The organism is Candidatus Nitrosotenuis aquarius (assembly GCF_002787055.1).
GTDB lineage: Archaea > Thermoproteota > Nitrososphaeria > Nitrososphaerales > Nitrosopumilaceae > Nitrosotenuis > Nitrosotenuis aquarius.
On the sequence record NZ_CP024808.1, the window covers coordinates 501,225 to 522,524 of the forward strand.

A 21,300-nucleotide genomic window follows, 5' to 3' on the forward strand; every position below is an offset into this window, starting at 1 on the left:
ATAAAACAAGCTACATGTTGTTATTCCCAAAAAAAGATAGAGGTGTTATATTACCAATATTTGTTAAAACATTATTGGCAATAAAACGATCAGAGATATCAAAGATAATTCAGAATTATTCTGACTTTAGAATCGGCGTTTTGGGTAGCCACTCAGCCCTTGAGATAATGGATGGTGCAAAAGACGAGGGAATTTCTACTGTCGTAATATGCCAAAAGGGCAGAGACATTCCATATAGAAGATTCAAGAGAATTGCAGACGAAATCATTGTTGTGGATAAATTCTCAGACATGGCATCGCCTAAAATGCAAAAAATGTTCCTAGACACCAATACCATAATAGTTCCACACAGAGCGCTGACTGCTTATCTTGGATATGATACCATAGAGAAAAAATTCAGAGTCCCGATGTTTGGCAACAGAACACTATTCCAGGCAGAGGAGAGAAGTTTTTCCAAAAACCAGTACTATCTTTTGGAAAAATCAAAGATAAGGCTGCCCAAGATTTTCCGCGATCCCAAAAAAATAGACAGGCCTGTAATAGTCAAAGTACAGGAAAAGAAAAGAAAGCTAGAGCGCGCATTTTTTACTGCATCAAACTACAAGGATTTCCTGACAAAGTCCCAAGATAGAATCAAAAAGGGAATCATCGATTCCAAGGACCTCAAAAAGGCAAGCATTGAAGAATTGGTTTTAGGAACATACATGAATTTCAATTATTTCCACACGCCAATCTCCGACCAAGTCGATTTTATCGGAATAGAGCGAAGACTGCAAACCAACATACATGACTATAATGCGCTTCCGGCAAAACAACAATTAGACATCAATGTAGACACACAAAACATCGAAGTTGGACACACACCTGCCAGCATTCGAGAGTCACTATTAGAAAAAGTAATAGAAATGGGCGACAAGTTTGTTGCAGGCGTAAAAAAGGTCTACCCGCCCGGAATAATAGGTCCGTTCTCCCTCCAGTCAGTAATTACCAAGGATTTAGAGATGGTAGTGTATGATGTGTCATTACGTGTGCCAGGCAACCCAATTGTAGCTACCACCTCACCATACACAAAATACCAGTACGGTGAGACCTTTGGAGTAGGACGAAGAATTGCAATGGAGATAAAGCGAGCCCACCAAGAAGGAAGGCTAGCCGAAGTCCTAACCTAGATCATTTTATTTGTAAATTTTGCTCCTATGATCAAGGTCAACAACAAAAATAATCAACATATTTTGTCTTAGATCCATGATGACTCTATAATCTCCCACTCTTAATCTGTAAAATGGGGAATTAGTCAGTCGGATTACAAATCGGAATGGGTTTTCACTACAATCCATTACATAATTGTAGATTCTCTGTGAGATTTTTGTATCTAGTTTTTTTAACTGTTTTAGTGACTCATCAGACCAAACAACATTCCATGTCATCCTAACGTAAGCCTAATCTCTTTTTGACTTGCTCCGAGGTATGTACTCGTCCAGCTTTGATATCTGCAATTCCTCTTTCTATGCTTCGGATCGTTTCTTTACTTAGATAGTCATCCTCTTTGCTGTTTAAGAGTAACCTCTCAATTACGGATTCGTATGTTTCTCCAGAATGGTGCATTTGTTTTTTTAGCTCGTTTTTTATTTTTTTAGATAGACGAATCGTACTTTGTTCCATATTATACACCATTATACTTGTGCATACAGAAATATAAGAATTGTCATAGATTAAGCACAAAAAACGGTGGAAAATCTAGCTCAGATTCTCCATTTTGTCTTTGAGTAGTGTTTTTCTGACCAGTATTGGTATGTTGTAAAAGGCAGCCAGGGCAACTGCATCTGATGCGCGGTAATTTCTCAAAACAATGTCTTTTTTGCCTGTAAAGTACAAATTTGCCCGCAATACAGTGCCGCTCTCATAGACTTTGACTTTGACTAGCAACATTTCATTTTCCTCGCAAATCTCTTCAATCATGTTGTAGATTGTTGGTAGTGTGTCGCGTCGTCCTTCCAAAAACGACTTGATGTGCCTGGCTACTTCGCCGGAAAACGCCCTCATGTGAAATTCCTTTTTGTCATCGGATTGCAGTATTATGATGCCCTCCATTGCATATGGATCAATAAAGCCAACATGTGTAATTTTTGCGGTGGAATAATCGGGCTCTTGTTTTTGTGAGATATCCAACTGGTATCACTATGGATTGGTTTCTATTAAAGAATCACATGATCGTATGGATAACTTATCAGTCCTACGCGGCTCTTAAATGCAAAATCCACTAAATGGTATCATGCAAATAGACATACCACTACCATGTCCGGCATGTGGCGGAAAAATGTATTCAGTTGGTTATGACACGCCGCTGAAGATCCTAAAACCCAGAACTTGGCAAGTCTGCAAAAGCTGCAAGTTCTCGCGCAGTGTAGAAGACTTCAAAAAATCGCTCTGCTGTGCATAGCGGTGGTTTTGGTCTTTTTCTTTTATTTTTTCAGAGATAGGGTTAAGTTTGGTTTTATTTGAGCCAAGCCTAAATGGCTAAAGACGGCAGAACATTAATCACATTAGGATTTGTGGCAATTGCGATTTTGTTTTTAATTTATGCAAGGCTTGGCAATTCCGAGATAACTCCTGCTGCACTATCATCAATAGAAAGACTGGGAGTTGCGTTTTATGGAATGATGATTCTGGCGCTAGGTGCAATAGCGTACGGGTTTTACCAGTATCACAAGTACAAAGTAGGAAAAAACCAGGACGATCCGTTTTCTATTATAGCCCAAGTAACATGGAATTCCAAGTCGCGCAGAATTTTTGCTGCAACGTCAATAGGATACGGAGTGTTTTTTGCCCTAACTTCTGGAATCTTGGTGTACCAGCCCGACGTTACTTTTTCATATCATTATAACGTGCAGATCCCGTCTGCGCAGATTGCTCCATGTTGCGGAGAAATCGGCTATGTGCCAAAAGTTTTGATATATCTGACAGACCATGTCGGAATGCAAATTATCCCAATTAATCTTATTTTGCAGATTGCGGTGTCTTATCTGGTAGGCCTAAACGCGGCAATTGCAGTAAACGCGTTTTCAATTCTACGCAAAGGTGCAGGTATGGGAAGTGTTGCAGCGGCCACGGGCTTGTTTGTTGCCTGTCCCACATGCGCAGGAACGTTCATCTCATTGTTTGTATCAGCATCCAGTGCTCTTGCATTTACCATAGCCATAACACAACTTCAGACAATATTCATCGCAATATCGATTCCATTACTAGTGGTGACACCAATCATAATGGCAAAGAAGATAAGGTCGAGTGGCTGGAGCTGCAAAATCAACTAGGCTTTACTTCTGGGACTTTCCAGTTGCCAATGTCGTATCCGTCACGTCGCAAATACTTTAACGTAAGCTTGTAGATGAGCTCATCATGGTCTACCTTTTCTAGTACTTCAGACCAGAGAACCTTTCCGTTCGCTGCAATCATTTTCTTAAAGTCCGGGTTTAGCGCCTCTGCTATTTGCCTGCACTGATCAAATGTTTTTCCGTTTCTATATGCACGGACTCGCCTGTCGCAGCTGTTCATGGTATAGATTCAATATAGTAAAATAATTACTTGTCTTGTCTGGCCTTGTCTTTGCCTTTTTCGGCTGCTTCCTTTCCCGCATCGTATGCTTTAGTGCCAAGCTCGGCGCCCTTTTCAATTCCTTTTTTGCCAAGCTCGCTTCCCTTTTCCACCCCTTTTTCAGCTACGCCCTTGAGTTTTTTTAGAAACCCCATGGTTACGGTTTAGATGCTAAACCTTAAAAAATATTCTAAAACTGCTTTAGCTTTTCCACTATGATTTTGAAGATTTCGTTATTGTCAATTAGTATGCACGGCAGGTTGTTTTCTGCGCAGGCCTGGCCGCTTTCCGTGTCCCGGGTAATCAGAATCATGCCGTTTTCCTTGGCGTAATTTATCACGGAATAGTCGGTGCGGAGATTTTTTCCTTCGGTTATCAGCTTTTTGACTGAGTATGCGTCATATCCTAGACTACGAAGTTTTTCATCCCAGCCATCATCCATTTCATCCACTAGAATCTTCATTGTAACCAAATTCTAAAATTTCATATAATAATATTAGTCAAGCAGGTAGCCGATTATCAAAGGTATAAACACAGACAGTGCAACTATGGCACCCATAATCGAGACGACATGTTGCGACTCCATGGTATAATGTTACACAGACAGATAGTAAGATTTGGTGTGTGCAAAACAAACAACTAGAGGTGTGCAGTTATTTTTTTGACTTTATTTACCAGCGCCATCTTTTTTGTTGCGTTAACCTCAGGCTCTAGTGTAAAGTAGACTGTTTTTCTTTTTGGATAGATCACCATCTGGGTTACCTTTTCGCGCTCTACTTGGACGTATCTTACCTTTCCTAGGGACTTGTTGAATTGCTGTCGCATTTTGCGCCTCTGTGCCACTTGCTTGCAAAAATGCTCCTCTTCTTTTTGGGATTTTAGAGAGGTCTTGCCTTTTTTCATTATTGATTCTAGAATGTTTCCTTTTAGATCTATTATAGCTGCAAACCTCATAGTAGAGTCCAAGCTGATGATATCCTCAACTATTTCCATTAATGTTGCTCGCTTGTAGACGTTCAATTTTCTGTGGCTAAAGTTTGGCCAAATATAATTGAATTAACAGATTTCAAAAATTATTATCCAATAATATTTTAGTAAAGATATGAACCAGATCAGATCGGTACTTGCAAGACTGGAAAGACAATCGCTTTTAGAAAAGGCAAGAAAAGTAGACGTAGTATCTGAGAGGCGAATGCTTGCGATTACCCCAGAGACTGCTAGATTTTACCACAGATTACTGAGAGGGATTGGGGCAAAAAAGATCCTCGAGCTTGGGACATCATCAGGATATTCTGCATTATGGTTTGCAGATGCAATTATGCAAAATGCCAATCCTAAAATCATCACAATAGAGGGCAATCCAACCAAGATAGAAATGGCAAGGGCAAATTTTGAGGCTGCCGGGGTTTCCCACATTATCCAAATCAGGCAGGGCCAAATCCTAGACATATTGCAAAAAATGCCAAAAAAGCCAACGTTTGACTTTGTGTTAATTGATGCAGACAAGGAAAATGTCACAGAATACTTTGATCTAGTGCTGTCAATGACAAGAATAGGTGGAATCATTGCAACAGACAACGTCTTGCTGCCAAGAAAATATCAAAAATTCATGCGCAAATATACAAATCACATAAGACAAAACAGGCATGTCGTCACAGGCACAATACCACTAGGGTACGGCCAGGAAATCACTATTCGAATTAGCTAGGATTTTGCCAGCTTTTTGATTTTTTCAGATTCTGCACTGATTGATTTTGATATGATTTTCTTTTTTTGTTCCAACTGTTTTAGTTTTGCTGCTTCCTTTTTCTTTTGTCGCTCTAGTTGGGTTTTTTGAGCTTTTATCTGCCTCTCAATTGCGGCCTTTTCCTTTTTGATTAATCGTAGCTCTGTCTGCGCTGTTTTGACCTGATTTTCCAGTGCTGCTCGGTCCTGCAGGATTTTATCTAGTAGCTCTTGGTCGGATTTTATCTGGGAAACAGACGGTGCCGCAGACAGTACCTTGTTTTTTTGGTCCAGTATTTGCTTTGCAATTTCTGATTGTTTTTGTTTGGATTCAGACAGAAATTTCTCATAGCTGGAGATTGTTTTGAGCAGCTTTGCCTGTGTTGCAATCTTTGCCTTTTCCTGCTTTACCTGTTCTTCAAGCTGGCGCTCTTGAGATTTTGCCTCTATGGTGATTTTTTGGTTTTCTGCACGTATTAATTCCAGTTGCTGTCTTTCCTCTTGGATTTTTTTGGCAACTTGCGCCTGTTCTGCTAGGTGCGCCCGCTCGACTTGTGCCTGGGATGCAATCTCGGCCTGCTCTTTTTGTAGTTGTAGCATGATAGAATCACGCTCTGATCTTGCTTGTTCTAGTTCTGCCTCCTGTGATTTTATCTGCTCTATTAGCTTGTTTTGTTCCAAGATTTTGTTGCGCTCCTGAGATATCTGCTTTTGGAGTTGTTCTTTTTCTATTTTGACCTGATTTTCAAATTCCTTTCTATCTAGAATAATCTGGGTAAGCTTTGATTGCTCTATTCTGATTTTTTCTGCCTCTGTCTTTTCGTGTCCCAGTCTTTGTTGTTCTGTTGCAAGCTGTTTTTGGATCTGATCAAGGCTTTGCCCCTGTCCCTCCCATCCTTTTGGTAGAGTTACATGCTGGCGGTGCTCAGATTGGAGATGACTAATTTTTTGTGTTATGATGGATTCTAGGTTTGCTATCTTTTGGTTTGCCCATGATACCTGGGACTTTAATGATTCAATGGTTTTGTCTGATTCCTGCTTTTCCGTTATAATTTTAGTGTAATCTATTTTTTGGCCAAGCTTTGATTCTAAATATTGCTGGTCTGATTTGTATAGGGTTTTTCCTTGCTTTAGAAATTCCAGTATAAACTGCAGGCGCCCCGTGTCTCCGGCTCCGGATGAGATCAGTTTTTGGATTTTGACTAGGATGCTTTCTTCTACTTTGAGCTGTTCTTGCAAGCCTATTTCCTGCGAGAATTTCTCATTGAGATATTTTTGATCAGATTGGTACAGTTGCCTGCCCTCGGTTAGAACTGTCAGAATGTGTTGTAGTCTGCCTGGGTCCCCTTTGCCAGAAGCCATCATCTTTTCTACAAATGCCCTAGTTTCCTGGCGAGTCAGATTTGCCATGCCGAGTTCCTGTGTTCTATGTAGGACGGGTATTTTAAGACCTCAGAGATTTACTAAATTTAACAACTCAGGCCGCGCCAAGACTAGCCTTGTACATTATCTTCCAGTCCTTGACACATTTGGAGGATCTGATTATTACTATGCCTCCAAAGGAAAATGATTTTTTTATTTTCAGGGAATTTTTGATTTTTCTCTTGGTAGAATAATCCATATTTTTGTAAATCAGGCTAATATGCGGTACAAAATCATATTTTGTGCCCAATACAGCATGCAGTGTTTTGTGGATTTTGCCTAGATTTTTGTCCTTTTTTATTTTGACAAATATTGTCTTCCAGAGATAGTTGGACTGACCAATGCCTGTTTTGCATACTTTAATTTTACAAGAGTCCAGGTTTTGCACTGCGGCCTTTGCTTTTCTCAGTGATGTAATACCACTATACACAGTAATGTGGGCTGAGAATTTTGGCGCGCCGTATTTTTTTGCCAGATCGTTAACTATTTTGTTTAGGTATTTTTTGTCCCCGTATGATGGAACAAGCCATATGGAATAAGTCATGACATTTTTTGCATTACAATATTTCTATATGGGGCATATTCCACTGCTGAATAGTCCTTTGAGAACTCTTCTGCAAAGACGGTGTCTTCTTTTGCAATCAACAGGTGCGCCGCCATCGGCGGTACAATAATTACTGCAGGGCTCGGTATTGTCTGGATTTTTTCCTGGTTTGTGTTGATGTCTTTTTCATAGTATTCTATTATACCTGATATCAGGTGATGTCTTGTCTCAAATGTGTGATAGTGCCCACCTCGTGCAAATCCTTTTTTGATTTGCACTAGGTTGATGCTCCTGTCGCCATATTTTAGAAAAATTATGGTCCCCCGAGCGTCGGTTACCTGTTTTTCGTATTCTAGTTCCATGGAATCATCCTAGGCTGCAGAACCCACGTTTATCTTCAATGACAGAGTTGGCGATAGTGCAGATGGGTTATCAATACTTTCCCATACAAAGATTGTCGCCTCATAGTCTCCCGCCTCACTTGGAGTCCATGAAAGTGACGGTGAAAATGATTGGGCCGCAGATAGCACTCCCGTAATCCAGGCAAGCGACACGGTTACGCCGTTTTCATCCTGGACTTGGACAATGTATGCAAACTCTTGCTCAAAGTCCTGGTTGTTTTTTAGATCGGCTGCGATTTGGACCTGCTTGCCGACTTCTACGGTCTCTGTTTGTGGGCCTGCACCTAGATTTACCTGTGCAAACGCCATTCCAAAAACGCTAAACAATACAAGGCCAATCAGTGCAAATCTGTACAATATTACAAATTCTTCCAGTCTTGTTGATAAACTAATCCTCTTCAGACTGGATCATGTGGTCTACGGCGCAATCAGTGGAGCAATAGTTAGATGCCCTGTTTTTGAACTCGGTGCCGCAGTTCTTGCACTTCATGTTTTGCAAATGTATACGAGGGTGTGATAAAATTAACCATAAAATACCAAGATTGGAAACGCCGTGAGCATAGTATGAATCTGGGATGAGGATCAAGTCGCTTCGGCAAGTATTGACTTGAGATAGTTTATTTCATCGATGATAGTGTCGCGTAGTTTTTCTAATTCTAATATTCTGTCGTAAAATGACTTGTATGCCGGATTTTGTGCATCAAACCAATACGGTGGTAATACAATTACTGAGCTTTGTTCCATGTATTGCATATCCAAAAATTACATAAAAGACTCACTAATGATTTATCAGTAGATGGGCTGGCAATGGCTTGCCAGAGTCCGGCATTAATCCCCATCTACTAGTATAGCAATAGTAAATTTTGTATTAAAGGTGGGCGTAGAAATCATCTAGAGATTCCGCATTTTACATAATACTTCTGGTGGTACTCTTCTGCCCGGTAAAATTCCGGCGCCGGCTGAATCTGCGTGACTATTTTTTTGCCAAACTTGCCTGACGCATCTAGCCTTTCTTTGGATTCTTTGGCTGTTTTTTCCTGGTCCAAATCATGATAAAATATCACAGAGCGATACTGCGTGCCAATGTCAGGCCCCTGCCTGTTCAGCTGCGTAGGATCGTGAGAGCCCCAAAACACATCAAGTAGTTTTTCATACGATATGACATTTGGATCAAACTCTACCTGTACCAGCTCTGCATGACCAGTCTCATCTGTGCAGACCTGCTCATATGTCGGATTTTTTGTGTGTCCTCCACCATACCCTACCGCGGTGGACTTGACTCCTGGAGTGGTCCTAAAGATGTCTTCGACGCACCAAAAACAGCCTGCGCCAAATGTTGCCTTCATGGCTTTGATTATACCATACCGCAATTAAAACGATATTCCAAATTATTTTTCATACAGCCAGACCTGTATTTTGGTCAGGGGAAGACTCAGATTGTCTGGAATTGCAATGAGCAGGCCAGAGTTTTTGCCAACATTGTTGCACGTGCCGGAAAACCTCTCATAGTTTTTGCCAAAGCATGTGCCGTCGGCATAATGAGTGAACTTGCCGTTGTTTGCATCATAGTTTGCTTGTTGCTCTATTGAATCTACGAAATAGACGTCAAAGCCGACCGCATTGTCGTTGATCTTTACGGTATAATCAAACGAGGCGCCGTCCTGTGACGTGCAAATAGGAATGAATTGTGAATAGCCTGACTTTAGCTGGTCTTGCTGTTGGGCATAGTCCTGCTTGCTTGGTTCAAGTGTGTACAGTGTTATGTTTGGGTCTGGGCTTTGCTGTAGGCCGGTAGCATACTCGATATAGTGTCGCAGTGTATCTGCGCCAAACCTTGCATAGTGTGGCTCCCAAGAGTCACGGCAGTTCGTGTTGCTGTTTTGGACCAAAATGTACGGCTTGTCATGGACGTACCTGATTTCATCAACATTGTTTTGTTTTGATATCTCCAGCCTTTCTTGCGCACTAAGCTGTGTTGCGTCTTGCTTTGACCAGACATTTGTTATCTCGTATACGATATTTCCCGGATAGCTTTTCCATCCAGGCTCTAAATGCACGTAAATTGACTGCTTGTTGATTGATTGTTGCTGCAGTACAAATGCAGAGACGATATAATATGATACTATAATTGCAATTATTGCCAATACAGCATAGTATCGCTTGCGCATGTTTTGGGTGGTTTTATGGGGGTTTTTATTTTGTGTCCAGATCGTTTCCCGTTTCGTGATAGTACCTGTGTTTTAGCTGCTCTAGCCGAAGTTGTATCCTGTGGTCATATGACTTTGCTTGCTTTGTCCTGAGTAGTTGGTATTCCTGCACTAGTTTTTTGAGCTCGAATGGTTTCATTTGGAGATTTCAAGGCTGTTTGCCTTTTTGAGTGATTTTTTTATTTCTATGATTTTAGAGTCTATCTTTTTTGCCCTGTCCAGCGACGACTTGTATTTTTGGTATGATTCCAAGTATTTTGATTCGTAGAACAAGCCATCTGCCTGAGATTGTAATAGTTCGGCGTCACTTTGGAATTTTTTTGCGGCAAAGAGATGTTCTTCTGCCTTTTTCATCTCTGCCTGGGATGCCTTGTTTGTGGCCCAAGTAGAATTGACAAACGGCGCTATTGCCGATATAGAGTTTTTTGTAGAATACAGCTTTTTGTCCGAGCTTGTCTGGAGTGTGGTTGCCTTTGCTTTCCAGTCTACTTGCTTTGCCAGAGTTGTTGCCTTGAGAGGCGTCCTAGAGGCAAGCCATGACTCGTAATTTTCAATTTGTGGATACATAATGTCAGTTGGGTCTGTGCTGTGTTGCAATCCAATTGCATGTCCTAGCTCGTGCTTGGTTATTTCCAAGGCATACTCAGGCGATACTAGGTTCCATTTTTTGTCCTTGAAATAGCCAAGAGTAATTGTCAGCCGTGGTTTTCCGTATTCGTTTAGCGTGTTGCTGCTATAGTAGCCCAGCTTGCCGGAATCATACTGGCTTGCCCACTCTAGGACAAAGTCTGCCTGGTCCTGGTATGGTACTTTTTCAATTACAAGACCCGGATTTTTTTGCTGCCAGAACTGGATTGCCTTGTCTAGGATGTCTCCAAACGACTTTTGCCAGTGAGGAGGCATTTTCTGCACATACATTTTGTATGTTTGGGCATCCGCCATACCGACAAAAATCCACGACAGTGCAAATACTGCAATTAATCCGTAGACTAGCTTCACTAGCATATTATGATACAAGTCCCAAATAAAATAGTGCTGTGTTATTTTGCAGGCTCACGAAACGACTGGTTTGAAAAGCTCACAGATATTGTATCCGGATTGTTTGCCGCAATGAAAAATTCTCCAGACTTGCAGGTCTTGGGCATTATTAGGCCCCACATTGTGACTTGGACTACGTCTCGGTCTGATCTTAGTTCCAGATCAGGCGAATAGAGTTTTTCTGCGCCGGCGCAGACTTGGACTCCAACTATATGCCAGATGTGCAGTGTTCTGGGTTTTGATATGCTGATTATTTTTGCAGATTTTGCATCTAGTGGTGCATTGAGATCCTTGATGTCTTTTTTTATTTGGGTTTTTACTGGCTTTGCCTCTACAAATTGTATGGAAAACACGGCAAGTACTAGTAATATTGTCAGGGTGATTCCGCTTGCCTTCATGTTGGATTAGTATGACAAAATATGATTTAAGATTTTTTGGAAAACCCAGACTTGATTTTGTTTCTAATTATAATAATTGCAAGGGTGGGCATCACTAGGTAGATTCCGGCATTGAGCAGAATTATTCCAATTCCATAGCCGAGCAGCTCTGATTCTGAATCTATATCGGCATGGCTTAGAATTGACAGAGTGGAAAGCATCGGGGCGATTGTTGTCTTTACAATTTCCCTGAAAATAGGACTCTGCCTTTCCAAGTCTGCTATGCCAGGACTAAATGAATAATAGAATTCATTGAATCCGGCCATGAAAGCTGTGCCTGAGTTTGTGCTAAACAAGACGTTGTCTCTGATTTCTCTTAATGTCTGGACCTGTGGTGCAAGCTCTGTTCCATGGGCAGCAGTTGCAATGAGACATCCGCCTCCAAACGGTCCAGAGTCCTCATCTGGGATGCAAACTCCTTTTTCCAGATGTGTTCCCTCTCCACACACCATGACAGGTGGCTCAGGTTCTGGCAGTCCAACTACTTCATAGATTGTCTTTCCAGGAAAGTTCCTATCAAACCAGGCCTTGTATGCGGCCTCTGAGTTGTATCTATCAACATATGACTGAGGGTCTTTGGTAGGATCTGGAAATCCCGGAATGTGCGTTTGTGGCCCTTGATCTATTGGCTCTGGGTCGACTATTGGTTCTGGCTCTGGCGCAACAATGCAGCTTTGCGTATTTTCATCAAATATTGTTCCAGCACCACATTGTGTTGGTTCCGGCTTTGGTTCGGGCTTTGGCTGCTCGGCAGTCTGCAGTGTTACAACATTTGATGCAACACTTGCCCCAGCTGGATTTAGTGCATATACGCGATACGAGTATGTGTTTGCCAATAACCCAGTATGAGAATATGTGGTGCTCGTAGTCTTGGCAGTCAATGTGCGGTATTGGTCAGAGCCGATCTTGTACTCTATTGTATAGCCAGTAATTGATGCACCACCTGTATTAGTGGGTGTTGTCCAGTATAGGTTGATCTGGTTTGGAGAGGCCAAATTTGCAGAAAGTGTTGGTGGTGATGGAGGCTTGGAAGTAACAGGGGTTGCAGGTGGTACAGTATCCAGTGTTGCAGTAGCCGATGCCTCTGATGACGCAAGACTTGTTCCAGATGATGTTATAGTGTAAATTCTATAGACGTGTGTTACGCCGGTTGTAACTCCAGCATGAGAATACTTTGTGGTGGCATTTTGAGTAGAGGTCAACGTTTCGAATTGTCCTGGGCCCTTTTTGACTTCGATTTTGTATCCCACTATACCATTCGATGTTGGTGCCTTCCAGGTAAGGTCTATCCTAGTTGGTGAATATGGAGTGGCAACAATGTTTGTTGGCGGATTTACTGTACTTGAGGTCGTGCTTTGTGATGGTGGAATGGCATTGGATGTTGATAGTGGTGTTGCGGTGGCGTCTGCAGATCTTGGACTAGCGCCAAGTGTGAAATGGGCAGAGACTACATACGTGTAGGTCTGACCGGTTGTCAACCCAGATATTGTGTAGCTGGTGGCAGTTCCTGCATTTTCTTGCAGCACCACATAGCTGTCTTGGCCTACCTTTTGCTCTATTTTGTATCCGGTAATGGACTGCTTGTAGGTCTGCGATGGTGGGACCCATGTCAGCGTAATTGCAGTTGGAGAAACGGCGGTTGCAGTAACTGTAGGTGTTGTTGTTTCCTTGGGTGTCGCAGAGGTTTCGCTTTGCGTTCCTGTACCTACCGAGTTTACGGCAGATACTCTGTAATAGTATGTGGTGCCTGTTGTCAGGCCAGTATGCGAAAATGATGTTGTGGTGTTCTGCGAGTTTGAGACCAGTGTTTCAAAAGAGCCGCTTCCTTTCTTTGCCTCTATTTTGTAACCAATAACTGGCGAGCCGCCATTATTTGATGGTGCGCCCCATGACAAATTTACTTGGGTTGGAGATGCTGCGGTTGCAACAAGCGAGGTCACAGAGCCCGGCACGCTTGCAGACTGGGACGACCCAGTTGGGGTGGCAGATGTCTCTGAGGATGGCGAACTAGTTCCTATTTGATTTATTGCAGACACTCGGTACACATATGTGGTGCCAGAACTCAGGCCGGTGTGCGAGTAGCTGGTGGATGCGGTGCCGGTGTTTGCAACCAGATTAGAAAACGCTCCCGAGCCGGACTTGTATTCTATTTTGTAGCCGGTAATCGCATATCCACCGTTGTTGGATGGTGCCGACCAAGAAAGGTTTACCTGGGTTGCCGAGCTTGCAGTGGCAACCAATCCTGTCGGGGCACTTGGAACACTAGAGCTTGACGACGATGTAGGAGTTGTGGATGTCTCGGATGATGCGGAACTAGTGCCAATGGAGTTGATTGCAGATACGCGATATGTGTATGTGGTGCCTGTTGTCAGGCCAGTATGGGAATAAGTTGTGGCGGTGTTGCCGGTGTTTGATACCAGATTAGAATAGCTGCCAGAGCCGGACTTTACTTCAATTTTGTAGCCTGTGATTGGCGAGCCGCCATTATTTGAGGGTGCTGTCCAAGACAGATTCACTTGGGTTGGAGAAACTGCAGTTGCTCCAAGACCTGTTGGAGAGCCAGGGGCAGTAAGTGCAGATGATGATGTTGGTTGGACTACAACCTCGTTTGATGGTTGGGCACTGGTGCCAAACGCAGTAACAGTGTAAACGCGGTATAGGTAAACTTGGTTTGTGGTAAGGCCTGTGTGAGAATATGTCGGATTGGTGTTTTGCGTGTTATCCACTAGTGTGGTGTAGCTGCCCGAGCCGATTCGGTATTCAATTTTGTATCCAGTAATTGGGTATCCTCCAGAGTTTGCAGGTGCAGACCATGACAAATTTGCCTGAGTAGGGGACGCTGCAACTCCTACCAGATTTGTCGGGGCGCCAGGCAATGTTCCAGTTGATGATGAGGACGGAGTGGCAGACACTTCAGATGATGGATTGCTGGTGCCAATGGAGTTGATTGCAGAGATTTTGTACGTGTATGTATTGCCAGATGTTAATCCAGTGTGGGAATAATATGTAACGGATTGGCTGCCGGTGTTTGCAACCAAAATAGAATAGCTGCCCGAGCCGATCTTGTATTCAATTTTGTAGCCGGTGATTGCCCCACCGCCATCGTTTGCAGGGGGATTCCAGAAAATGTTTACTTGGGTGGAAGAAATGGCAGTGGCACTAGGGTTTGTGGGCGGGTCAGGGGCGGTTGCGGCAAACGCAGACCCAAATGAAACAACAATGATAACGTAGGATAATACCAGTAGTGATTTGTTCAAATCTAGTCAGAACAAGCGTTCCAAGATTGATAAACACTTGGAATAAATCATCAGTGATCTTTTGATAAAACTAAACTACATCAGACGCTTTGCTGGCAAAGTCGGAATCGTACCATGTTGTTTGGTACTTGCCTGATTTCGGTATGATGTTAATAGCAATGTGTGAAAACGTTTTCCCGGATACAGAGCCGTGCGTGTGCAGTGTGTTTTTTGGAATGTAGGCAATGTCTCCAGAGATCAGCTTTAGTGTGCGGGTCTTTTTTATTTTAAAGTGGGACTTTTTGTTGCCTAGTTTTTTGAAAAACTCAAGGCTTCCTGTGCCTGCAGTTACAATTAGAATTTGGTTGCCGTTGTGCTTGTGTAGTTTTGTTTTTGCATTATTTTTGAAATAGACGTGGTATATGTCATGACCTTTGGACTTTATGGTAGAAGAAATGTCCTTCATGTGGACTGGGCCTGTAAACCAGTCAGGGCTTATCGTTCGTCTATTCCCAGAAGTATAGATGTTTGACTTCATTGTTTTTTGTTTGAATGGTGTCGATATAATGTTATTTTTGGTACGATTCCAGTGATTCTTTTTGATAATAAATTATGCAAGACTCGCAAAAAGAATCCCACTCACCAATTCCCTTTTTTGCAAAATAATCCATACACCACGAATATGGCGGGACTTTTCGGTACTGGAACTGTTGTATTGTGTAAATGTCCTTTATATCAAAGAGGTTGCTGCACCTGGTGCATTTTGCAGTCTTTTTCATATCAACAATATGAGTTGATTTTTTCCAGTGCTGGCTTTATTTTGTCCAGGTCTTGTTCTGCGGAATTTTTGTCCGTGATTAGCTCGGAATAGAATGCATCGGAGTTTATTTTGGAAATATCAGACTGGTAACATGTGAGTGCTTTTTCGATTACCGATATGTCTGGCTCTAGGGCTTTGAGTGATTCAGAGTTTTGTAGTCCGTCGTTGATTTTTGCAATGATTGATTCTGCCTGCTTGTAGGACTTCATTGCCTCTTGCTCTATTATCTGTGCAAACATTGGCGCATCCTTGATTTCAGGCGATTTTCTAATGTTGCGTAGCCTTTTTTTGTAATGGTGTAATGCTCGCAGCACCAGCTCGTATCCACCTTCCTCTTTGAGATAGATTCCGCCAAGCCATACATGCGACATGAGTTTTGGCAAAAATCCACCACTTGTAAATGTCACGCATAATCCAGAACGCTTGATATCACATCTAATACGTGCTGATATTCCGGCGTTGCGGGATCTCCCCGAATGACCAGCGTTCCGTTTTTGTGGAATGAGGCCTTGATGTCCTTTACCCTGGTGTGAATCCTAAAGGACTCCATGATTGACGGCTCTTCTGCATTATAGAATACGACGTTAAAGTCGGCCTTGAGTCGGTTTGTTATTATGACAAAATCGTCTTGCGATATTTTTCTGACAAACTCCATGCAGTGTGTGGATGTATTGAACAACATATCTCTATTATGCTATTTTTGCATAATATCAGAAAATGGTCGTTACAACAAAGATGTACCACGGAATGGTCAAAGAATCTGAAATCTCACAAATTGGGAAAGTCGATCTAGAGATGCGAAAAAAGGTCCTGGTTCAATAAGTTACCAGAGTCCCCCGCCGCCTTCGTCGGTCATTTTCTTGGCAGGCAGGTGTCCGTGAGCCTTGTTTATGTGGCGCTTTAATCGCTCTGGGTCGTGCAGTTCCAGTCCGCAGGTCTTGCATTTGGTTTCATTTGTTTCCTGTTTTTTCTTGAATAGGCCCATTGTTTTTGGTATGGCTGTAAAATCCGTTATAAATTATTCTCAATAGATTTTAGGCTGTTTTTTGTGGATCAGTCTGTGAAATGTCAGTGTTTGTGCAATTGCAGTGTAGAATTTGAGCCAATAGACAGAGAAAAGCTGCTCAACACCATACAACATGGCAGACTGGACAGAAAACAAATCGAGTTTGCGATGAAAAGACTAGACAGTACAATATGTGAGACGTGTTTTGTTGGAAAACACAGGACTAGTTTTTCTGATTTAGTGTGATTACTGGCGTGAGGGGATTTACATAGATGAGTCCGCCCTCATCCCCAGAAGAGATTGCCTCTATGACTAGATCTTTTTGTGAATTTTTGCAGATTATTTGTAGTGTTGATCGTGGAACGTAAAAAGACGAGCCGGACAATTTTGAATTAGAATTCATCTCAGATATGGAATAGTTTTGGATTCCTGCCTGCTCCAGCCTTGTCTTTATCTGTGTCAAATGCGCATTACGAATTACAGTATCAATTCTTAGCAATCATTTTCATGACAAATACAACTATAAAAAAGACAGATTGACTGATTAGCGCAATCTATGCTCTTGGCAGTAGATTGTGAATGTAACATGCAAAAAGTACGAACAAATGATGCATATAGAGAAGATAAACAAAATATAGTTCAAGACTTGGAATCCAATATGGGAAAAAGCATCAGCTGTAAAGATGCTGGAAAAACTTGTGGCTGGTCTGCAACCGCTGAATCCGAAGATGCGTTGCTAAAGATCACGTTAGAGCACGTAAAAGAACATCATAAGGAGTTAACAATCAATTCAGAGCTTGCAAAGAACATCAAATCAATAATGAAAGATACAAAATAACAAACCCGAATAATTTTACGTTATGATGGTTTGTCTTCCTCGCAGCATCAAAATCATTTAATTTTAAAAAACAACCAATTCTTTTCTTGCGGTTTAAAATGCAACAGGTAATATTTACCACATAGTTTTTGGCCTTTAATGTCAATGACTAGCTTTCTTTTGTCTTGTTCTATAATCTCAAAAGTTCCTCTATCCCAGATGTGGACTGTACCTGCACCATAATTCCCCTCAGGAACTTACCCTCAAAAAGTGCATATTCTATTGGATGGTCCGGGACCTATACTGCCAGTCGTTTTTCTCCTATTTTTTGAGGTGGAGTCTTTGGCAATGCCCAGATTTTCAGTGTGTTGTTGAGTTCAAATCTTAAATCCCAATGCCGTCGTGTTGCAGCATGTTCTTGTGCAATTGTTTCTGGCGGAAGCAAATTTTCAGCGTCCTCTAGTGACTCATTTTGCAGAATCCGGATTTGCAAGATACATGAAATATTATGTGGTCATTTGTTTATAGAAAATTCAAAATATTTTAGCATTAGTAACAGAAACCTTTAATCAAACAAACCTAATGTCTTCAATAATTGTACAAAATAGATCTAATTTTGGTAATATCGATTATTTTTCTTACTCCAAACATCATACATGCACAAGAACAACCAAACAAACCGCTTACATACAATGTTGGAATTCAGCTAGAAAATATCGGCTCAATTGACAGACAAAACGGCTCGTACGAGCTAATTTTTTGGGTAACTCTAACCTCTGATGAAATTAATTTTACAAAAAACCCACCGCCACAAGAATTTGATTTTACCAATGGCTATGTTGAAGAAATCACAGGACTTACAACAGAACCACATTTTCACAAATTCAAAGTAAGAGGCGTTTTCTACAATGACATGGATTTTAGAAACTATCCGTTTGAGAACATTGATCTTGCAATACACATGGAACCGTACTATCCAAACACGCAAGACAAGCTAGTCTTTACAGTAAATTCAGAATACAGCGGAATAAGCAACTCAAAAACAACTAGCGTTCCAGGATGGGAGCTAAGCAATCCGCAATTTACCGTAAGCACGGGATATTATCCATGGGGCGAGTTTTCCCATTTTGAGGCTCACTATGATGTTGGCACTTCGGAATTTTTGGCATTTATGAAAAAACTATTCCCAGTTGCAATACTGATGGGATTTTCTTTTGCATCGTTTTTGTTATCACCTAAAAACCAGGCAGAAAGACTGGCAATGATATCTGCAGCATTACTATCTGCAATTTTCTTTCACACCGGATATCTGCTCACAGAATTACCGCCATTAGGATATACGACGTTTGCAGACAAAATCATGATAGTTGCCTATGTGTTCTTTATTTTGTGCCTAATTCCGACACTTTTGACAAGATATTATTCGGAAATCAAAAAACAAGAGTTTACAGTAGAACAACAAATACTCTTGGACAAAAAGGCAGTAATTAGAACACCAATAGTTTCGTTTGCCTTGTTCATGGTCATCTATTTTCTTTTGTAAATTCTTAGATTTGTCATAAAGAGCAGGGTAATAATTTATAAAATATTTACAAAATTCTATTATTCAAGAAACAGAAAACTAGTCGTTATGAATCAAGAATTAACCCTAGATTATCAAGCGGATTTAGAGTGTGAAGAGCGATGAAATTAGAATTACGGCAAGAAATAGTCCAATTTGAAATTTCATCAACAATAATGATCAAGATTATGATTTAACTTCTCTCCAACAAATCCTAACCTGCGTCATAATCTAGTGCATGATCAAATTTGTTCGAAAAGTACGGATTTTTCCCTCACAGGAGGGGGGCTTTGCATTTTTACTCTTTATCGATGAATTCGTCTGCTGTTGGTGGCTCTGGTGACAGACCCTTTCTCTTTCTAGTATCTGCAATCAGGTTTGCTTGGATTGATTTTGGCATTGGAGTCCAAGCTTTGAAGTGAGTGTTCCACATTGCCTTTCCAGCAGTCTGGCCCCTCATTACCTCTGAGATATCAAATGTCTCAGAAGCCGGAATTTCTCCAGTAATGATACTAGTGACACCTTTTTGCTGCATATCAAGTACCTTGCCGCGTTTTCCAGAAAGTACTGTTGCAACATTTCCAATCATGTCTTGCGGCACTCTGACCTCAATTCCAAGCATTGGTTCCAATAAAATTGGGTTTGCCTTGAGCATTGCTGCCATGCATGCGCGTCTTGATGCTGGCGATAATTGCGATAGACCTCTGTGCGCAGTGTCCTCGTGGGGCACAAAGTGGGTAAATGTGAACTTGCAGTTTCGCACCTGTTCTTTTGCAAGCGGACCTTCCTTCATTACCTCTTCAAATCCAGACAGAATAGAATCAGATGATTCCTGAATAAACTGGACACCTTTGGTGCCGTTGATCATGATATTTCCTCGCGAGTCAAATCTCATTACACGCTTTGCGGTATCGGTGTCCCAGCCCTTTGACTTGAGAAGGTTTTCCATTTCCTTTTTGTCCTTCATTTCAGATAGTTGTCCTGCGCGAATCATATCTGCAATTTCTGGCTCTAGTGGCTCTACTTTCATGAAAATCTTGTTGTGCCTGTTTGGTGATTTTGACATTACAACTTCAGATTCATTCTGAATTGTCTCTCTATAGTTGATGAGTGGCTGCGATGTTACTATTTGCACGCCGGCATCAGCAATTAGTGAGGTGGCAATTTCTAGGTGCAACACACCCATTCCAGCAATTACTGTTTCGCCAGATTCTTCGTTGATTTTGACGACTAGGTTTGGATCCTCGATTGTGATTCTTCGCAGTGCCTCGACTAGTTTGGGCAGGTCTTTAGGATATTTTGCCTCGACTGCGATTTGCACGACCGGCTCTGAGACATATTTGATTCCTTCAAAGATTGCAACGTCTTTAACAGTAGATAATGTCTGTCCCGCTCGAGCTTCAGTTAATCCAAGCAACGCCGGAATGTTTCCTGCTCCCAATTCTCCGACCATTTCTCTTTGGTTGCCCATGAAAAAGTTCACAGATTGGATTTTTCCTTCTCGTTTAGTATCAATTAGGTGTACTGGCATTCCGTCTTTTAGTGTGCCAGAGAATAATCTACCAATGGCCACAGGACCGGCTGCAGGATCCATTGCCATATTTACAATCATCATTACTGCAGGTCCATTGTCATCGCAATTCAGAATCGCTTTGCCAATGTCGGATTCTAAATCACCCTTCCAGATTTTTGGAATTCTGTACTTTTGTGCTACGTGTGGTGGTGGGTGGTGCTTTACAACCATGCCAAGGACTGCTTCTGCCAGTGGTGCTTTCTTTGCCAAGTCATCCACATTTGCTCCGTCCTGGTATGCCGCGTAAATGTCCTTAAACGAAATTCCTTTTTCCTTCATCACGTCAATGTTAAAGCCCCATCTGTCCTTGGCAGAGCCAAACGATACAGAGCCGTCCTGAATTGAGACCTTCCACTTTTCCTTGTATTCAGGTTCTGCATAGGTATCAATTAGTCCGTTAAAAGTAGAAACAATGTTTGCAAGCCATTCTTGCATTTTGTCTGGCGTCAATCTCAGCTCTTTGATGAGTCTGTCGATTTTGTTGATGTACAGTACTGGCCTGACTCGCTCTTCTAGCGCTTGTCTAGTTACAGTTTCAGTCTGAGTCATAATTCCTTCTACAGAGTCTGATACCACAACTGCACCGTCGATTGCTCTGAGGCTTCTGGTGACACGTCCGGTAAAGTCAATGTGGCCAGGAGTATCAATCATGTTTACGACGTATTCCTTGTCGCCTTTTTCAAAGAGTAGTGTAACGTTTGCCTGCACAATTGTCATCTGACGGTCTTGTTCAAGCTTCATTGAATCCAAGGCAAGTGCTCTGCCTGCTGCCTGAGGAGAGATGATTCCCGCATATCCTAGTAGATTGTCACTCATGGTTGTCTTGCCATGGTCTACGTGAGCAATTACACCAAAGTTGCGGATGTTTTCCTTGTTTTTGATGATCTTTAGGATCTGCTCTGTTGCCTTGTACTTCATATTT

33 protein-coding genes and 1 pseudogene are annotated in these 21,300 nt (G+C 41.8%); 7 read left to right on the forward strand and 27 right to left on the reverse strand.

From position 1 onward, the window contains the following. Positions 1-80: 80 nt before the first annotated feature. On the forward strand, positions 81-1,169 hold the full coding sequence (locus NAQ_RS03025; protein ID WP_420887498.1) for a DUF1297 domain-containing protein: 1,089 nt from the start codon (positions 81-83) through the stop codon (positions 1,167-1,169). 6 nt (positions 1,170-1,175) lie between these two features. On the opposite strand, the gene NAQ_RS10470 is transcribed toward NAQ_RS03025, so the two are convergent. From NAQ_RS10470 to NAQ_RS03040, 3 genes are all read right to left on the reverse strand, one after another. Further along, positions 1,176-1,427: a type II toxin-antitoxin system RelE family toxin gene (locus NAQ_RS10470; RefSeq protein WP_100182191.1), complete on the reverse strand. Its 252-nt coding sequence runs from the start codon at positions 1,425-1,427 to the stop codon at positions 1,176-1,178. A 1-nt stretch (position 1,428) separates the two neighbouring features. Beyond that, positions 1,429-1,662: a hypothetical protein gene (locus tag NAQ_RS03035; protein WP_162858599.1), complete on the reverse strand. Its 234-nt coding sequence runs from the start codon at positions 1,660-1,662 to the stop codon at positions 1,429-1,431. Positions 1,663-1,737: 75 nt separating this feature from the next. Beyond that, positions 1,738-2,169, reverse strand: coding sequence for a bifunctional nuclease family protein (locus tag NAQ_RS03040; RefSeq protein ID WP_100182193.1), 432 nt, complete (start codon positions 2,167-2,169; stop codon positions 1,738-1,740). Between the two features lie 103 nt (positions 2,170-2,272). On the opposite strand from NAQ_RS03040, the gene NAQ_RS10010 reads away from it, so the two are divergent. Both NAQ_RS10010 and NAQ_RS03045 read left to right on the forward strand, forming a co-directional pair. Beyond that, positions 2,273-2,440 (forward strand): hypothetical protein, encoded by a 168-nt coding sequence (locus tag NAQ_RS10010; RefSeq protein WP_162858600.1) that lies wholly within the window; start codon positions 2,273-2,275, stop codon positions 2,438-2,440. Positions 2,441-2,513: 73 nt separating this feature from the next. Further along, positions 2,514-3,311 carry a hypothetical protein gene (locus NAQ_RS03045; RefSeq protein WP_100182194.1) on the forward strand — a complete coding sequence of 266 codons (798 nt, stop codon included), beginning with the start codon at positions 2,514-2,516 and terminating at the stop codon, positions 3,309-3,311. Here NAQ_RS03045 and NAQ_RS03050 read toward each other — a convergent pair. The 4 genes from NAQ_RS03050 to NAQ_RS03060 all read right to left on the reverse strand — a co-directional run bounded on the left by NAQ_RS03050 (position 3,304) and on the right by NAQ_RS03060 (position 4,584). Next, positions 3,304-3,552 carry a hypothetical protein gene (locus NAQ_RS03050; protein WP_100182195.1) on the reverse strand — a complete coding sequence of 83 codons (249 nt, stop codon included), beginning with the start codon at positions 3,550-3,552 and terminating at the stop codon, positions 3,304-3,306. The genes NAQ_RS03045 and NAQ_RS03050 overlap by 8 nt on opposite strands. A gap of 26 nt (positions 3,553-3,578) precedes the next feature. Further along, positions 3,579-3,746, reverse strand: coding sequence for a hypothetical protein (locus tag NAQ_RS10015; protein WP_162858601.1), 168 nt, complete (start codon positions 3,744-3,746; stop codon positions 3,579-3,581). A 35-nt stretch (positions 3,747-3,781) separates the two neighbouring features. Continuing rightward, entirely contained in the window at positions 3,782-4,054 is a 273-nt protein-coding gene (locus NAQ_RS03055; protein ID WP_100182196.1) for a DUF5615 family PIN-like protein, read from the reverse strand. A gap of 176 nt (positions 4,055-4,230) precedes the next feature. Continuing rightward, positions 4,231-4,584 (reverse strand): DUF6659 family protein, encoded by a 354-nt coding sequence (locus NAQ_RS03060; protein WP_100183413.1) that lies wholly within the window; start codon positions 4,582-4,584, stop codon positions 4,231-4,233. A gap of 109 nt (positions 4,585-4,693) precedes the next feature. Between NAQ_RS03060 and NAQ_RS03065 the strand changes: the two genes are divergently transcribed. Beyond that, the gene (locus NAQ_RS03065) at positions 4,694-5,299 is read left to right on the forward strand and encodes an O-methyltransferase (protein ID WP_100182197.1); all 606 of its coding nucleotides are present in this window, start codon (positions 4,694-4,696) and stop codon (positions 5,297-5,299) included. Here NAQ_RS03065 and NAQ_RS03070 read toward each other — a convergent pair. The 16 genes and pseudogenes from NAQ_RS03070 to NAQ_RS10030 form a co-directional block, all read right to left on the reverse strand. Continuing rightward, positions 5,296-6,726, reverse strand: coding sequence for a coiled-coil domain-containing protein (locus tag NAQ_RS03070; RefSeq protein ID WP_100182198.1), 1,431 nt, complete (start codon positions 6,724-6,726; stop codon positions 5,296-5,298). The two genes, NAQ_RS03065 and NAQ_RS03070, sit on opposite strands and share 4 nt — an antisense overlap. A 67-nt stretch (positions 6,727-6,793) precedes the next feature. Next, positions 6,794-7,282 carry a hypothetical protein gene (locus NAQ_RS03075; RefSeq protein ID WP_100182199.1) on the reverse strand — a complete coding sequence of 163 codons (489 nt, stop codon included), beginning with the start codon at positions 7,280-7,282 and terminating at the stop codon, positions 6,794-6,796. Then, the gene (locus NAQ_RS03080; RefSeq protein ID WP_100182200.1) at positions 7,279-7,644 is read right to left on the reverse strand and encodes a hypothetical protein; all 366 of its coding nucleotides are present in this window, start codon (positions 7,642-7,644) and stop codon (positions 7,279-7,281) included. The genes NAQ_RS03075 and NAQ_RS03080 overlap by 4 nt, the downstream gene beginning before the upstream one ends. Before the next feature lie 9 nt (positions 7,645-7,653). Continuing rightward, positions 7,654-7,938: pseudogene (locus NAQ_RS03085) on the reverse strand (hypothetical protein); the annotation flags it as partial. Positions 7,939-8,265: 327 nt separating this feature from the next. After that, complete coding sequence (locus NAQ_RS10020) at positions 8,266-8,427, reverse strand: hypothetical protein (RefSeq protein WP_162858602.1); 162 nt, start codon at positions 8,425-8,427, stop codon at positions 8,266-8,268. A gap of 143 nt (positions 8,428-8,570) precedes the next feature. Beyond that, positions 8,571-9,029, reverse strand: coding sequence for a peptide-methionine (S)-S-oxide reductase MsrA (gene msrA / locus NAQ_RS03090; RefSeq protein WP_100182201.1), 459 nt, complete (start codon positions 9,027-9,029; stop codon positions 8,571-8,573). 42 nt (positions 9,030-9,071) lie between these two features. Further along, a complete protein-coding gene (locus tag NAQ_RS03095; RefSeq protein ID WP_100182202.1) occupies positions 9,072-9,851 on the reverse strand; it encodes a hypothetical protein in 780 nt (259 codons plus the stop codon). Positions 9,852-9,876: 25 nt separating this feature from the next. Beyond that, positions 9,877-10,029, reverse strand: coding sequence for a hypothetical protein (locus NAQ_RS10025; protein WP_162858603.1), 153 nt, complete (start codon positions 10,027-10,029; stop codon positions 9,877-9,879). Next, on the reverse strand, positions 10,026-10,889 hold the full coding sequence (locus NAQ_RS03100; RefSeq protein WP_162858604.1) for a matrixin family metalloprotease: 864 nt from the start codon (positions 10,887-10,889) through the stop codon (positions 10,026-10,028). The genes NAQ_RS10025 and NAQ_RS03100 overlap by 4 nt, the downstream gene beginning before the upstream one ends. Positions 10,890-10,930: 41 nt before the next feature. After that, complete coding sequence (locus NAQ_RS03105) at positions 10,931-11,326, reverse strand: hypothetical protein (protein WP_100182204.1); 396 nt, start codon at positions 11,324-11,326, stop codon at positions 10,931-10,933. Between the two features lie 26 nt (positions 11,327-11,352). Further along, the gene (locus NAQ_RS03110; RefSeq protein WP_100182205.1) at positions 11,353-14,622 is read right to left on the reverse strand and encodes a fibronectin type III domain-containing protein; all 3,270 of its coding nucleotides are present in this window, start codon (positions 14,620-14,622) and stop codon (positions 11,353-11,355) included. 70 nt (positions 14,623-14,692) lie between these two features. Next, positions 14,693-15,139: a cupin domain-containing protein gene (locus NAQ_RS03115; protein ID WP_100182206.1), complete on the reverse strand. Its 447-nt coding sequence runs from the start codon at positions 15,137-15,139 to the stop codon at positions 14,693-14,695. A gap of 31 nt (positions 15,140-15,170) precedes the next feature. Further along, the gene (locus NAQ_RS03120; RefSeq protein ID WP_100182207.1) at positions 15,171-15,380 is read right to left on the reverse strand and encodes a hypothetical protein; all 210 of its coding nucleotides are present in this window, start codon (positions 15,378-15,380) and stop codon (positions 15,171-15,173) included. Position 15,381: 1 nt separating this feature from the next. Next, positions 15,382-15,828, reverse strand: a complete 447-nt coding sequence (locus tag NAQ_RS03125; RefSeq protein ID WP_100182208.1) for a hypothetical protein — start codon at positions 15,826-15,828, stop codon at positions 15,382-15,384. Further along, positions 15,825-16,076: a hypothetical protein gene (locus NAQ_RS03130; RefSeq protein ID WP_162858605.1), complete on the reverse strand. Its 252-nt coding sequence runs from the start codon at positions 16,074-16,076 to the stop codon at positions 15,825-15,827. Before NAQ_RS03130 ends, NAQ_RS03125 begins: the two co-directional genes overlap by 4 nt. Before the next feature lie 168 nt (positions 16,077-16,244). Beyond that, a complete protein-coding gene (locus tag NAQ_RS10030) occupies positions 16,245-16,406 on the reverse strand; it encodes a hypothetical protein (protein WP_162858606.1) in 162 nt (53 codons plus the stop codon). A 90-nt stretch (positions 16,407-16,496) separates the two neighbouring features. Between NAQ_RS10030 and NAQ_RS10035 the strand changes: the two genes are divergently transcribed. Next, positions 16,497-16,673, forward strand: a complete 177-nt coding sequence (locus NAQ_RS10035; protein ID WP_162858607.1) for a hypothetical protein — start codon at positions 16,497-16,499, stop codon at positions 16,671-16,673. Here the strand turns inward: NAQ_RS10035 and NAQ_RS03135 are convergent. Then, positions 16,651-16,926 carry a P-II family nitrogen regulator gene (locus NAQ_RS03135; RefSeq protein WP_100182210.1) on the reverse strand — a complete coding sequence of 92 codons (276 nt, stop codon included), beginning with the start codon at positions 16,924-16,926 and terminating at the stop codon, positions 16,651-16,653. The genes NAQ_RS10035 and NAQ_RS03135 overlap by 23 nt on opposite strands. Before the next feature lie 87 nt (positions 16,927-17,013). Between NAQ_RS03135 and NAQ_RS03140 the strand changes: the two genes are divergently transcribed. Continuing rightward, on the forward strand, positions 17,014-17,265 hold the full coding sequence (locus NAQ_RS03140) for a DUF1059 domain-containing protein (RefSeq protein WP_245871701.1): 252 nt from the start codon (positions 17,014-17,016) through the stop codon (positions 17,263-17,265). Positions 17,266-17,318: 53 nt separating this feature from the next. Here the strand turns inward: NAQ_RS03140 and NAQ_RS10395 are convergent, their stop codons facing one another. Continuing rightward, the gene (locus NAQ_RS10395) at positions 17,319-17,465 is read right to left on the reverse strand and encodes a hypothetical protein (protein WP_320410637.1); all 147 of its coding nucleotides are present in this window, start codon (positions 17,463-17,465) and stop codon (positions 17,319-17,321) included. Positions 17,466-17,542: 77 nt separating this feature from the next. After that, complete coding sequence (locus NAQ_RS10400) at positions 17,543-17,737, reverse strand: DNA polymerase ligase N-terminal domain-containing protein (protein ID WP_256387163.1); 195 nt, start codon at positions 17,735-17,737, stop codon at positions 17,543-17,545. Positions 17,738-17,839: 102 nt separating this feature from the next. On the opposite strand from NAQ_RS10400, the gene NAQ_RS03150 reads away from it, so the two are divergent. Next, positions 17,840-18,787, forward strand: a complete 948-nt coding sequence (locus NAQ_RS03150; RefSeq protein ID WP_100182211.1) for a ligand-gated ion channel — start codon at positions 17,840-17,842, stop codon at positions 18,785-18,787. A 316-nt stretch (positions 18,788-19,103) separates the two neighbouring features. Here the strand turns inward: NAQ_RS03150 and NAQ_RS03155 are convergent, their stop codons facing one another. Next, positions 19,104-21,296, reverse strand: a complete 2,193-nt coding sequence (locus NAQ_RS03155; protein WP_100182212.1) for an elongation factor EF-2 — start codon at positions 21,294-21,296, stop codon at positions 19,104-19,106. Positions 21,297-21,300: the final 4 nt, after the last annotated feature.